This is a genomic window from Leptospira gomenensis, assembly GCF_004770155.1.
GTDB classification, from domain to species: Bacteria; Spirochaetota; Leptospiria; order Leptospirales; family Leptospiraceae; genus Leptospira; species Leptospira gomenensis.
Map to the genome: position 1 here is coordinate 1 of NZ_RQFA01000010.1, position 13,378 is coordinate 13,378.

General features: G+C 45.5%; 12 protein-coding genes and 1 pseudogene. 4 read left to right on the top strand and 9 right to left on the bottom strand.

Annotated features, from left to right (window positions below; genetic code table 11):
- The 5 genes from EHQ17_RS01180 to EHQ17_RS01200 form a co-directional block, all read right to left on the bottom strand.
- The coding region (locus EHQ17_RS01180; RefSeq protein WP_135736119.1) for a hypothetical protein at positions 1 to 551 on the bottom strand (551 nt) is incomplete at its 3' end.
- 488 nt (positions 552 to 1,039) lie between these two features.
- Positions 1,040 to 1,750 carry a FecR family protein gene (locus tag EHQ17_RS01185; RefSeq protein WP_135593166.1) on the bottom strand — a complete coding sequence of 237 codons (711 nt, stop codon included), beginning with the start codon at positions 1,748 to 1,750 and terminating at the stop codon, positions 1,040 to 1,042.
- 419 nt (positions 1,751 to 2,169) lie between these two features.
- Positions 2,170 to 2,715 (bottom strand): HAMP domain-containing protein, encoded by a 546-nt coding sequence (locus EHQ17_RS01190; RefSeq protein ID WP_135593164.1) that lies wholly within the window; start codon positions 2,713 to 2,715, stop codon positions 2,170 to 2,172.
- 60 nt (positions 2,716 to 2,775) lie between these two features.
- Positions 2,776 to 3,879: a FecR family protein gene (locus tag EHQ17_RS01195; RefSeq protein ID WP_135593162.1), complete on the bottom strand. Its 1,104-nt coding sequence runs from the start codon at positions 3,877 to 3,879 to the stop codon at positions 2,776 to 2,778.
- A gap of 56 nt (positions 3,880 to 3,935) precedes the next feature.
- Entirely contained in the window at positions 3,936 to 4,436 is a 501-nt protein-coding gene (locus tag EHQ17_RS01200) for an RNA polymerase sigma factor (RefSeq protein ID WP_167881245.1), read from the bottom strand.
- Between the two features lie 561 nt (positions 4,437 to 4,997).
- Between EHQ17_RS01200 and EHQ17_RS01205 the strand changes: the two genes are divergently transcribed.
- Both EHQ17_RS01205 and EHQ17_RS20350 read left to right on the top strand, forming a co-directional pair.
- Positions 4,998 to 5,510, top strand: a complete 513-nt coding sequence (locus tag EHQ17_RS01205) for a hypothetical protein (RefSeq protein WP_135593158.1) — start codon at positions 4,998 to 5,000, stop codon at positions 5,508 to 5,510.
- A 370-nt stretch (positions 5,511 to 5,880) separates the two neighbouring features.
- Positions 5,881 to 6,075: pseudogene (locus EHQ17_RS20350) on the top strand (hypothetical protein); the annotation flags it as partial.
- Between the two features lie 198 nt (positions 6,076 to 6,273).
- On the opposite strand, the gene EHQ17_RS01215 reads toward EHQ17_RS20350, so the two are convergent.
- From EHQ17_RS01215 to EHQ17_RS01230, 4 genes are all read right to left on the bottom strand, one after another.
- Entirely contained in the window at positions 6,274 to 6,555 is a 282-nt protein-coding gene (locus EHQ17_RS01215) for a TIGR04454 family lipoprotein (RefSeq protein ID WP_135593156.1), read from the bottom strand.
- Positions 6,552 to 8,516: a glycoside hydrolase family 5 protein gene (locus EHQ17_RS01220; protein ID WP_135593154.1), complete on the bottom strand. Its 1,965-nt coding sequence runs from the start codon at positions 8,514 to 8,516 to the stop codon at positions 6,552 to 6,554. Before EHQ17_RS01220 ends, EHQ17_RS01215 begins: the two co-directional genes overlap by 4 nt.
- A gap of 6 nt (positions 8,517 to 8,522) precedes the next feature.
- On the bottom strand, positions 8,523 to 9,404 hold the full coding sequence (locus EHQ17_RS01225; protein ID WP_135593152.1) for a patatin-like phospholipase family protein: 882 nt from the start codon (positions 9,402 to 9,404) through the stop codon (positions 8,523 to 8,525).
- 442 nt (positions 9,405 to 9,846) lie between these two features.
- Positions 9,847 to 11,058, bottom strand: a complete 1,212-nt coding sequence (locus EHQ17_RS01230; protein WP_135593150.1) for an MFS transporter — start codon at positions 11,056 to 11,058, stop codon at positions 9,847 to 9,849.
- A 114-nt stretch (positions 11,059 to 11,172) separates the two neighbouring features.
- Between EHQ17_RS01230 and EHQ17_RS01235 the strand changes: the two genes are divergently transcribed.
- Positions 11,173 to 12,450, top strand: coding sequence for an acetyl-CoA hydrolase/transferase family protein (locus EHQ17_RS01235; protein WP_135593148.1), 1,278 nt, complete (start codon positions 11,173 to 11,175; stop codon positions 12,448 to 12,450).
- Between the two features lie 98 nt (positions 12,451 to 12,548).
- Positions 12,549 to 13,361, top strand: coding sequence for a UDP-2,3-diacylglucosamine diphosphatase (locus EHQ17_RS01240; protein WP_135593146.1), 813 nt, complete (start codon positions 12,549 to 12,551; stop codon positions 13,359 to 13,361).
- Positions 13,362 to 13,378: the final 17 nt, after the last annotated feature.

The following is a 13,378-nucleotide window of genomic DNA, read 5'->3' on the forward strand; positions in this document are numbered from 1 at the left end:
ATAATAAATGGATTATTTGCTTTATATTTAATTACAGAAGTATAAGTGTAATTAATAAAAAATTTATCCTGGAGTTTATGAACAAACCTCATAGTAAATTCATGCAATTTGTTTAAATCTTTATTTGGAAAGAATACGCGATTCATATGATTTAACGCATCCTTTTCATCCTTAAAGGGTATAAAAACATTTATACTGAATCCACTATACGAAAGTGTTTTAGCGCCAATGCAATCGGCTATTGAATAAATAAGTTTGAAATTTTTTGTTAGATATTCCCGACATTTAGACCAATCCGATTCCCATCCATTATCAAAATTTGTTACTAAACTTATGTTTGATTGGGCAATGTTCATTAAAGTATGATTTAATTTTGTTTTTGCTTGTATGCGAGGGATCTCTTCAAAAGCCTCATCGGGAATTTGTAGCAAAGTAAAGGGTTTCACAAATTGATCCCCTAACGATTCCTCCAAGGAAAACAATGTTTTTCGTATGGCCGGTATTTTCGGAAAAAACAAAGCAATTTGGCTATTTTCTATCTTAAAATCCATTTTTTTAACTATTATTGTGATTTTTTCCGATCTGTCAAGGCTTCGTTTTCGCCAAATTTCCTCATTAGGACTGAATTTCCTATCTTAGATTATTATTTAAGTTACCATTATCATTGCCTTATCGAAAAGCAAGATTCCCCTGCCTATTTCTCTTTTGACAGAAGTAAGATCCGGCCCTCAGCGAACCCATTTCAAATTATCGAGGGATATTCGAATAAAAATCTGGAGCCTTTCCCCTCTTCCGATAATATGTAATTCTGTCGCGATTCCCACTACCCTTTTGTGTATGTTCTGACACATCGGTAACACTCTAGATCGGAAGACGCGTTTGCAACTTGATGTGGGAACTCTTACATTTTTTGGTTGAAGGGCTTCTTCGTTGTAGTTGTGCTTCCATTTTCCTTTGCTTTCGAGTGTCACGTGCGCACCGCGAAGAAGACGCGGCGGCGCGCAACAAGAGCACATGCGTAACGGTTCCGACTTAAGAATTAGGATTTCGGAAAACCGTTCATCAATTCCTGATTCTTAAGTTTTTGGTCTTTGAGAAGTTTGTAATTTTCCGCCTTGATCGTTTTAAACGTCTGAATGATTTTCATCTTCTCTTTCATGAATTCCTGAAGAGGTCCCAAAAGCAGTTCCTTGCCGTTCCAAGAAGCCTGTTGTCCGGCGTTCACATTTATACTTCCCCCCGAGGAAGAATCCACTGCCACCTGGCCCTCGTTGACGAAAACTCCGTCGGGAATATCGGAATCCTCGTTTTTTGGAGATCCGTTTCCGGTTTCACCGATCACGAATTGTGTACCGCGCACGCCGGCCGTATACGAGGCGGAACTGATCTGCAAGTCCTCCTTCTGGCCGGATTTCTGGACGTTCGCAAACAGTTTTCCGGAAACCAATCGGACCTGCGTGGTGTTCTTCGAACCGTCCGATAAAAGTTCCGCGATTTCAATCTTCGTATAAGGAGCCAGACGAATCACGGCGTTTGCTCCGAGTTGAAGATCCGCTTTTCCGTCCGCGGTTTCCACCTTCGCGGACTTGGTAAGGACGGTATTTTTTTTAAGAGCTTCCGTCTTTGTACCTTGTGTGAACTGAACTTTCCCCGTGACAAAAAGAGCCACCGCAACTTCCTCTCCCGCCGATAACAACGAAGGAAAAGCCGTGACTCCGAATAAAAAAAGGACAGAAACTTGTCGAATCATAGAAAGACGACTAAATCATATTTTTTAAATAAATCCACAATTTATTTCCTACAAATCGACCGCATTCCTACGCGAAAAAAAACGACCGAGACGAAATACGATGATGAAAAAACGGGATGCGAGGAAACGAGCCGCTCTGCCACTCCCAATCTTCTACGAAGTTTTTTCGATTCTTGGAGGACAGTATTTGAGGATCACACAAAGAAACCGAGGCCTTCACTGCAAGTTCCAGATAAGAACATACGGAAAAAGCGAGAGTAAGGAAAAATGACGGACGAGGACAAGACGAGGAAATGTAAAAAAAGATAGGATTGAAGAGATACTCTTTCTCTCGCGCTCACTCACAATGTCATTGGACTTCCACTCCAAGCCGGCGGGCTACGACGAACATGAGTTCGACGAGGTTCTCCTATAAATTCTCAGGTAGGATCGTTCGGATGGATTCTCTTTTCGATCACCTCGTTGAGAAGGTCTGCGAGTTCCTGAAATTCATCTCCCTTGCGAATTTTTATCTTTTTGACGGTTTCTCCCGCGGCCAGTTTTTTGAGATGATTTTTGATGTTGTATACCGGACCGGCCATCTTGTGCGAATAGATCACGGTAAAAACCGCGGTCATTCCCAAAAACAATCCGGACAAAAGGAGAATTCCGTTCACCTGAATCGTAAACATGTCCAGACGATGATCGTAATCCGGCAGAAAAATTTCCCGTTCTACGAACTTTTCCTTTTCTACCCCGTTTTGATCCTCGAACCCTTTTTGATAGACTTTGACGGGATCGTTTCTCAAACGGAAAACCACACCCTTATCAAATTTGGTATAATTCAACCAATACAGAAAACCTACGGTCAGGATTAATCCGAAAACGATCAGAAGGGAATAATTCAATAAAAACTTGAGCTGAAAATCCCGGTCGATGATGTAATTGCTGAAGATTCTTTTTTTACCGGGGTCGTCTTTGATCATACGTGGTCCTCGAGAACTAAACTTCCCGATTTACCGACACGCTGTCAAAGAGAATTTCGATCAATGGATTTGAATCACTTCGGATACGGATTCTCGAGGTACTACGACTTCCTTTTCCAAGGTTTGCACATACATCGATGAATCGTCCATATCGACGATCACACCTTCCACCGATTTACCGTCGATCAGAACGATACGTTCCATTCTTTGAAATTCGTCAAAGAGTTCTTGTTTGCTGGTATACGCCCTGTTTTTATCGCGTGGAATGGATTCCACGGGAAGTTTTTCGAATTCCGCTGAAAGGGTTTCCTTTTCCGATTCGCTCAAAACACTTCTCACAAAACCTTTTTGGCTTACGAGAATACCCTGATTCGGCTCCAAAACCTGTTCTCCCTGTGGAACCGATTTTTGGGTTTCCTCCCGAGGGGTGACTGCAACCCTACCCTCCAAAACGCGGATACGAGTTCCTTCCCCGGTGATATTCTGAAAACTGAAACTTGTTCCACGGACCTCGGCGCGAACCGTTTCGGAGCGGACCGTAAACTCTTCTTTTTTCAGATTTTTATGGATATGCGCGAGAAGTTCCCCTTTCTCCAAATCGATTCCGATCTTATACTGTTCGGAAAGGTCGATCTTACTAAAGAAAATCTCGGAATTGGCCAACACACGAACCGCAATTCCGTCCGAAACCTTGAGATTCAAAATCGCGTTCTCGCCCGTTACCACCCTTTGTCCTTCCAGAATTCGTACGCCGGGTTTCAAAAGAATTTGATCCTTAGAATCGGATGATAGAACAAAGGCCGGGCCTTGGATTTGCGAAATTTCCACTCCACCCCGTTCCGCTCTTGAGGGAGTCTGATCTTTTAAAAAAGTATAATATCCTAATGTAATCGCCAGAATTAGGATCGCCGCGGCGGATAACGCTCCTGTCCATATTCTACCTTGCGACGAACCCGAAAAAAAGAGAACTTTACTTTCGGAGGGCTGGGAAAGGGCGCGGGAATACAAGGTCTCGAAATCGAGCGCTTTCGGAGAATATTCAACCCAAGTGCGATTGAGACTTTCGGAAAGCCAATCCACGGACGCACTGAGTTCGTTCGTCTTGCCTTGGAGCAAGATTGCCTGGATTTTTTCTTCCCTGTCTTTCATTCCCGATTCTTCCAACGTTTGTTCTCGTTCTTTAAATGTTTTTTCGTCTCTCGTCCAAATCTATTTTCATCTTACGGTTTTAAGTTCTTTCTTTCCGCGATTTCCGTGACCTTGGCCGTGGCCTTTACGATCAAACGAGAGGCCGTGGAAACCGAAATATCCATAATTTCCGCAATGGCAGTCAAGTTATAGTCTTCCATAAAACGGAGAATCAACGCATAACGTTCGTCCTCTTCCAATTCGTCCAAACAAACCAGCAGACGTTCTTCCAAATCCTTCAACTCCGCTTTTCGGACAAAAGACAACTTTTGTTCCTGGAAGTCCTGCATCTCCGGATTCCCGCTTTCCTTTACGGTCGAGAATTTGCGGGAATGGTTGATGGACCGATTGCGCGCGATCGTATAAAGTAGACGAATCGCTTGTTCCTTGTCCAGGTCCGAATCGGAATACTTTCTGAAAAAATTCAGAAACGTATCCTGCATCAAATCCATCGCCACATCAGGATTCCCGGAGCTATATTTATAGAGAAAGTCGAAGATCTTTCCGCTGTACTCTCGATAGAGAGCATCCATAAATTCTTTCCGGGAGGTCATTTGGGAACTAAAATGAAGAGGGGAAACCCGATTTCAAGTAAATTCCTCTAACCCTGTCTTCCTTACTATCCTCAGTTAACAGAATGATCCGTTTTTTTTTTCAAAATCTTCGCTTTTTTTTGAACTTTTTCGAATCTTCCTAAAAAACAAACCCAGATCGCTGTTTAGAAAATCATTCTTCTGCGGAGAAAGGAAGCGACGCCGCCCAGGAAGGAACGTTGGAATCGGCTTTGAGAACGGAAAATTGCCGTTAAACGTCTCCCAATCCGATGATTTTTTTTTGAAAGATTCGGGATTTTTCTAAAAGATTCAAAACTTGCGACGAGGTTTCGCGTAACGCCGCAAATCGGTATCGATTCCGCAATCACGAATACGCGCGGGTCTTTCACAAGATCGATTTCCAAACGCCGCCGATCCGGATCGACACGGGAAACGGATTCTGCCGACGTTTGGACGTTTGTCCGGCGTTTTTTTTGAATTCTATTTCGTTTTCCGGTAAGGAATGTATGATCGGTTTGTTATCCCCGCGAGGGGAAAAGGATGCAAATCGTTTATAACGGCACCGCCGGAATTTTGGGTTTAGTCGCGGTAGGAGTTTCGATTCTATTGAGTTTTTTGAATGTTCCTTGGAATCCTTGGGGAATGCTGACCTTCTGTTCGATTCTTGCGATCGCGGGAGGAATCCTTGAAATCACCCTCGGTCAAAAATTTCGACCCCGTTATTTTTATCTGATCCCTGCTTGGCTGACCGGTATTTGCGGGATCGGTCTGATCGTCTGGGAAAGAAACGAGTGGGCAGGATACGCGATTTTCGCGGGAACTTCGATTCCGTTTTATCTTTGGATTCGTGACGAAGTAAAACGTCCCGGTGGAAAATGGGTCTACGGTCTGTTAGGCGGTTTGAGTTCGATCCTACTGATCCAAATCTGGATGCAGGGAAAACCTTCGATTGCAAGTCATGTCCTGAACGTAGGTGCGATTTCGCTTTTTTCGTTCTCCCTTTTCAAAACATGGTGGGAAAGAAAAAAGGCGGTAGGGATCGAATCCGTATGATCGGCAAAACGGAAAACGATCGGCAACGAAGACGTCTTTGAAGTTTGTCTTTTTTCGGTTGGATCGGGACGGCGGGGAAATTTTCCCTCGTTTTCTTCGGTTGATTCTTCGATAAAATTCTTAAGCGATGTTTTTACGACCTAAGATCGATTGTACGGTTTCAGAGAAAAAGAATCCTCCCTCTCCTCTTTCTCTTCGGAGGAGAAGATCGTTTTTCCTCCTACGTTTTCCACGTTCTCTTTTATTCCAGCTTTGTGCCGTATTCTTTTTGTTTTTCGGTTTGCAGGTCTTAGAGAAGATTCCGTTTGCTCCTCGGTTATATTCTCAAACCGAAATCCGAAACGAATCGTTTTCCGAAAAATCTGCGGAATCCAAACCGCTTCTGCGCGTATTTCCCTCGTTTCGAAAAGAGGAATGTGATTGGGCGATCCGCTGGGACGTTTGTCTGCAATGTCTCAAATCGGGAAGGAGATACGCCCAGAAAATCCATTTCTTCGCTTCCGGCCCGTATCGGGAACACGGATGTTATTCGGACGAGGAAGGTTTCTTTTTGATGGAAGATTGAAAGCGGGCCGTTCGAGTTTTCTTCGATCCAGGTCCCGTGCTTTCTTTTGCGACACGTTTTGTCTCGGAAAAAAGAGTTTCAAGAATGGAGAAACGGATTTTAGAATCGAACGAAGGAAACGAAGAGGAACGTGGAAAAAAGCGGGAAGAAAACGAAAAGCGGGAAAGTAAAACCCTCCCCGCTTCTTTGCGAAATATCTTATTTCTTACAAGCCTGAATTGCAGGAATACTTTTTGCGGACTTAAGACAAGTGAGATCGAATTTTCCGGACATACATTCTTTTTGTAATACGGGAACCAAAGTCGCTTTCATAGTGGCGATATTCGCTGTGTCTTCCGCCTTTTGTCCTGCAGTCAGATTGGTAAGCATTTCTTCCACGATAGGCGCACATTCTTCCGCGGTATGTTTCGGTCCACCGCACATTACGGTCATGGAAAGAACCGCCGCGACGCTGAGGGAAATCATAAGTACTTTTTTCATCTAGTCTTCCTCTTTTGAGTATTGGAAACCACTTTAACCCGATCTTGTTCCGTGGAAAGTGATTTTTTAGAAGGTAAAACGGTTATTCCGTAGTGTAGAACTCCTGCTTCTCCTTTGAATTTTAAGATTCTGGTTTTGGGATCGTATCGATACGATCCCGCGCTTACGAGAACCTCTACTCCCTCTTTGTAATGGATTTCGGGAATGAAAATCTCCGTTTCCGGAAATAAATTTCCATCCTGTCGGAAGGAAAATTTGAATAGGGAACGTTCCATATCGAACGACAACGCCGTCGGCAAACCCTTGGTTCGAATCGGATACGGACGACTGAATGCGCGAACCGCACGACCTCCGTCCTCGTCCACCGACACGGGCGTATCCAAAGAATAAATCGAAAGGTCTTCTTCGTTCCAGCGATCCCCCAAACTATGCGTATGATCGGGAGTATAATTCCACAAAGTCAGATGTACGAAATTTTTTTCGACGGCTTTCATCACTCGATCCAATGCCTTGTCCAATACTCCGTAATCTTTTTTGAGATACGCGACCCTTTGGTTGATGTCCATCGGAATTCCGGTTTCGCCGATTACGGTAGGACAATTCCCCATATTCTTTTCGGACATTTCCCGTATCATTCGGATCGTTTCCTCATAGGCCTTATCTATATTCTCTTTTCCGAATACCGGTTTTTGTTTGAAAACGTGGACTCCGAACCAGGGATAATAACGTTTGAGCATAAGCACGGATATGTCGTACCAGTGCGTTGCGTTGACGACCGCGCCGTGATTTTTTTTCTGAGGCTCCTTCCATTCCAATTCGAGATGCGCCGGATCGCTTTCGATGAAGATATGAAACCTACTTTCCACTTTCTGCACTCGATCCTTGAACTTCTTGATAAAAGGCTGCATGAAGTCGGAATAGAAGCGGTATTTCCTTCCGTTTTTCCTATAAAAATATTCCGGTTTGAGCATCATCGGCGCGCCGTTGGGATCGTAATCCCAAACCCCGTGATTTCTCCATATACATTGTTGTCCCCGTTTCCAGAGAGGAACTCCTCCCGCATTGAGTTTCACCTTCCCGAACGGAAGACTCCAAAAGCCGAGCATATACGCCTGCTCCGCGGAAACCGCCCGTCCTTCCGAAAGATACATTTCCTGGAACGGAGAGGTTTTGGTCACTTTGCCGAATCCGAAACCGTCGAACTCTCCCAGATTTTTTTTACCGATCCATCCCGGTGAAGGTTCGTTTAAAGAATCGAAGCCGACCACGTTTTTGTATTTTTTGAGTTTTCGTACGAGTTTTAATACGGACTCGATGTAATGATCCTGCAAAAAATCCTGCACGTTTTTCCCGCCGATCCTCGTATCCGGTGCGAATTCCTTTCCGCCGAAGAACAAGGTGAATAACGTTCCACATGCGTATTTCTGATAGTTGAGCGGCCAGGACATCCTTCTGTAATTTCTACCTTGGTGATGATGGACGATCGCGGTTTCGGAATCCCGGATCTTGGATATATCCATTCCCAATTCCTCCAAGGTCCATCCAGGCGCGCCGTCCCCTCCCGTAAACCGCGACCATACGTCCTGATGCGGATCGATAAACAGATAAAAACCTTTTTTGGAAGCCAAGGACACGATCCGTTCCACGTAGTCCAGATATTCCGTGTCGTATTTTCCCGGACCCTTGTGTTCGATCGCCTCCCACGTTATGAGAAACCGCAAAAAGTTGAATCCCCATTTCTTCAACCGGTCGAAATGTTCCTCGGCCTGATCCTCCTCGAGAGGACGACCTACGAAAGACACGTTCCTGTGGTTGTAGAACGTCAAGGTTTGGTCGAAATGTGTGGTTCCGTCCGGTTTTGTGGGAAGTTTGGCGGATCCGGAGAGATTGACTCCTCGGAGTTGATACACGGCTCCGTCCTTTCCGACGAAATGTCCGTTTTTTACGAATAATTCTTCCATAATATTCTAATATTCTCCGAATTGAATTCTTGCGTCCTCGTAACCTCGGCTGATGAGATAATCCGCCTGAACTTGAGAAAAGTTTAATATACTTCCGAATCCGAGCGAGGTCCTCGGTCCGATCGTCCTGATCTTTAATTCCGGCCGCTCCGCGCTGGGGATGGACAACAAAGAGGAGAGTTTGGATTTTTTCTTTTTACGCATTTTTTTTTCGAAATTGAGATTGGACATCACCGTCTGAAAGGATCCTATCAGAGACAATTCGAACACACGTTCCAAACCTTCGCGTCTGGTTTTAGGAAGCCCCATGTCGATCCCTCCGACGGGTGAAAGAAGTACGACTACGATGTCCGTGGCTCCCCGTTCGACCGCGGGTAAAATCGGAGTGTTGGCCATCACTCCTCCGTCCCAATGCGGCTTGCCGTCCACATACTGCCAAGGAAAGAACATCGGTATGGCCGAAGAGGCCATAACGTGTTCGATGTCTATGTCCTTGTTTCTAAAAAACACGAGTTCCGCGGTGAGAATGTTCACTGCGGTGATGATGATTTCGGTGGGATTTTTTCTCAGGTTGCGGAAGTCCAGATGGGAATACAGAAGGTTTTTCAACGGAGTCGTATCCGTCAAAGGCGAATAACTTTTTACGAAGATATCGACCAGATCGTTCCAAATCGAATAACGCATCACTTTTTTGGCTTCGATGGATTTCCAGAGTTTGGTGATTTCCAACGCGTTCATTCCGCAACCCATGGCCGTAGCAGTGATCGCTCCGACCGATGTTCCGCAGATGATATCCGGTTTGAATTGAATTTCCTCTAAGTACCGCAATACCCCGGCTTGATAGGCTCCACGGGCGCCGCCGCCGGATAAGATGAGAGCGCGTTTCATTCTACCTGAATCCTAGAGATACGAAAAAAAGAGAAGAATTTTCGTTTGTATCGGGAGCGATCCGGAATCAAGGAACAGAAAACGCCCCAAGAGGGAAAGAGGGAAAGAGGGAAAGAGGGAAAGAGGGAAAGAGGGAAAGAGGGAAAGAGGGAAACCTTCTGAGCGACTGCATCGTCTGCGCGGCATCCATCTGCCGAGATCGGAAGCTCGAGAATGACCAGTTCCCGAAACTCAGAAAGGTCAGTGGTCTGATTGGATTGCAATACCCGTACGGCTTACTGCAAAGTGAAACCCTGGCTATTGCTCAGCCACCTCACCGGTCAATTGTTTACTACAACTATCACTCACTAGACCACCTCCTTTTCGTGTGGCAGCAAAATATTCTGTCTCATTAAAATGTCAAGAATAGAGCGAATTTTTTTAAGAATTTCTTTCCGAATTCTTACGAAACCGTTTTCACTCTGGAAATCAAAACGAGTGCGATCAGATTAAACCCGATCGCCAGATATCCGGCGATATCATAATTTTGATACGGTGCCGTAGGACTGGCCGCCACCAGAATACTTCCTCCGATCGTGGCCCCGAGGCCCGACGCAAGATTTTGAAAGGACGAGATTACGGTCATAAATCTTCCTCGATCCTTCGGTTCCGTGCTCGAAGTGATCAACGCCAATGCCGGAATCCATCTGCCGGAAACCAAAATCATAAAGAAAGTGGTAAGAATCAAAACCTCGGTCAAAGTCGATTTTCCGAGATGTGTCATGATCAGAATCGGAACGAAGGACAACGGAACCAACGTGTAGAATACTTTGTGTTTCCCGATTTTGTCGGAAAGGATCCCGATCAAACGGGAGGAAAAAAACGTGACCAATCCTCCGAAAAAATAAATCAATGGAATGTCCTCTTTTGGAATTCCCACGTTACGCTCCATATACGGAGCGATGAATGGAATCACCGTAAAACCTCCGAGGATCACAAACATCATCAACATATACGAAGCGGTGTATTTTTTATAGGTCAAAATCCGCAAAAACTCGAGAACCGGATTGGATCCGGTGGCCTGATACGGAGGGATATGCGGAAGATGATTGTAAGCCAATATAAGAATCGGAAGACTTACCAACGCGATTCCCGCAAAGGACATGTTCCATCCGTAATAGGAAGCGACCTTCAATCCCAAAGGAATTCCGATCACCGAAGCTACGGAAAACGCGCCCATGATCGCTCCGGTCGCCCTTCCCCTTCTTTCCATGGGAATCGCGTCTCCGATAAACGCGAAAACGATCGAACCCAAAACTCCGCCGAAAGCCCCGGACAAAATTCTCGCGGCCATAAGAAGTCGATACGAATCGGCCACGGCACACATAGCCGTTCCGGCGATAAAACCGGAATATAAAAAAACCGCGGCCGTCTTTCTATTGAATCGATCTATGAACAAAGCGCCGACCACTCCCGCAACGAAAGCGCTATATGTATAAGAGGAAATCAGAAGAGAGAATTCCTGAGGATCGATATGAAACGCTTCCTGGAAATAACTTCCCAGAGGCATCATGATCACGAAGTCGAGGATATGAGTGAATTGAATCGAAGCTAAGACGAAAATCAACATCGCTTCGGATTTTACGTAAACGGTTCTGGTGGGCTGGGAGGACATATATATGGATAGCTTGAGAAATGTCAGTTTTCTGTAGATAGAAAAAAGTAAAAAATGGATTGAAGCATTGTTTTCCTTTCCGAAAATCCCTACTGGAATTATTTTATTCACTTTATGAAAACGAACTTCATTTCCGCCATATCGGCGCTTTCCCTAGTCGAATCGGACCAACGAGTTTTCGTTCACAGCGTTGCCGCAGCACCTTCCCTTTTGATCGAGGCTTTAACCCAACGGGGACCCGAGTTGAAAAACGTGGAGATGATTCATCTTCATACGGAAGGACAAGCGCCTTATACCGCGAAGGGATTGGAAAACAGTTTTTTTACGAACGCGTTGTTCGTCGCGGCAAACACGCGTCAGGCGGTCGCAGAAGGTAGAGCGGACTATATTCCGATTTTCTTAAGCGAATGTCCTTCTCTTTTCAGAAAGAATATCCTTCCTTTGGACGTCGCGCTCGTTCAGGTTTCTCCTCCTGACAAACACGGTTTTTGTTCTCTCGGAGTTTCGGTCGATATCAGCAAGGCCGCGGTGGAAACCGCGAAGATCGTAATCGCGCAAGTGAATGAGAACATGCCCCGCACACACGGAGACGGAATCGTACACGTGAGCAGGATTCATTCGTTCGTGGAAGGGAATCTTCCCTTACACGAACACGTTTCCGAAGCTGCTTCGCCGACGGAACTGGCCATCGGTAAAAACGTCGCGTCCTTGGTGGAAGACGGAGCGACCTTACAGATGGGAATCGGCGCGATTCCCAACGCGGTTCTGTCTTGTCTCGCTTCGCACAAGGATTTGGGAATCCATACAGAAATGTTTTCGGACGGAGTGATGGAACTCGTTCAAAAGGGGGTGATCACCGGAATTCATAAGAAAAAACATCCCGGTAAAATCGTTTCGGGTTTCGTGATGGGAACGAAAAAATTATACGACTTCATCGACGACAATCCGCAGGTCGCGATGCTCGATATCGGTTATATCAACGATCCGCACGTGATCCGGAAAAATCCGAAAGTGACCGCCATCAATTCCGCAGTGGAAGTGGATCTCACCGGTCAGGTTTGCGCGGACACGATCGGAACCAAGCAATATTCCGGAGTCGGAGGACAGATGGACTTCATCCGAGGCGCTTCTCTTTCGGAGGGAGGCAAACCGATCATCGCCCTCCCCTCCACAACTTCCAAAGGAGAATCGCGTATCGTGCCGTTTTTAAAACAAGGCGCGGACGTGGTGACGACCCGCGCCCACGTTCACTACGTGATCACAGAATACGGAATCGCCGATCTTTACGGAAAAAATCTCAGACAAAGGGCCAAGGCCCTGATCGGAATCGCTCATCCGGACCACAGGGAAACCCTCGAACGGGATGCGCTGGAGCGGTTTAAGATTCTTTAAAGTGTAATCCAATTTTATTTTTTCGAAAAAAGAACCGGATCGGAATCGTTTGACAGAGCCGCGATCGTTCGTCATATTGATCCTGCGCCGATTCTCCGATGAAGTTCGAACGGAATAAAGTCTACGAAGGAATTTTTCTCTCGGACGTTCATTACCTTCTCAACAAAAAGATAAAATCCCACAAACATAAGGAGCTCTTTCAGTTTCTGGATCATCTCGAAAAAAGAAACGTTCGTTTTCGGACGGTGTATCTCGTTGGAGATATCGTCGAAAATTGGTTCTTCAGCGCTTCCCGGAAACTGAGAAGAAGTAAAAAACGCTTCAACAAACTTTTCGATCGACTGGACGCTCTCGCATCCTCCGGAGGAAACAAGATTTACATCGTGGGCAATCACGATTCCACGTCGTATCTGATGAACCTTCCCCCGAAAATCGAAAGATATCTCAAAGAACGCAACTGGAACGTTTGCGAAAAAGCGGAGAACGAGATCCTGATCGCCTTACACGGACATCAAGGACAATACAACCGTCTCACCTGGATCGGTTCGATTTTTTTATTAAGGATTTTGCATGCGATTGCATTGCTGGTTCCCGATCTGTTCCGCTTTTCCGAGGCGTTCTATCACAAACATCTCAACCGTCAGGATCCGACCACGACCGAAGAAGTATTACGATATTATGAACGTCTTTCGAGGATCGCGCACCAAGGAGACAAGGTTCTGATTTCGGGACACACACACGACTTCCTATGTATCCCCAATCTCCGGATCATAAACACGGGCGACTGGGTGAAAAGCAACAGTTTCGTTCTTCAGGACGGTTTTCATTTCATCGGAGCGCGTATGAACAAACGCGGAGAATTCTCCAAGGAATTCGTTTACGAACACAAGGAAGAATCCAAACCTCAGTAAAAATATTTCTTGCGGAA